The sequence below is a fragment of the Clostridium sp. AM28-20LB genome (assembly GCF_003480665.1).
In the GTDB taxonomy this organism is placed as follows: domain Bacteria; phylum Bacillota; class Clostridia; order Lachnospirales; family Lachnospiraceae; genus Otoolea; species Otoolea fessa.
On record NZ_QUJN01000023.1, the window covers coordinates 1 to 230 of the forward strand.

Sequence of the window (230 nt, forward strand, 5' to 3'; positions counted from 1 at the left end):
ATTGAGGGAAAAGGACCTTATCAGATAGCAAGAGAACTTTCAGAAGAAAAAATTGAAAGACCATCTTATTATCTTGGCAAAAAGGGACTTGGAAATCATGCAAGCAACTATGACAAAGAAAATCCATATATGTGGCGAGGAAATCAGGTTACTACTCTGATTGCCCGACCAGAGTATATCGGAAAGACTGTCAACTTCAGGACATTCAAAAATTCCTATAAGGACAAAAA

The 230-nt window shown here is 37.0% G+C and carries 1 protein-coding gene; it reads left to right on the forward strand.

The window, feature by feature from the left end; all coding sequences use genetic code 11:
• On the forward strand, positions 1-230 hold a 230-nt coding region (locus DW739_RS15265; protein WP_243023803.1), incomplete at both ends, for a recombinase family protein.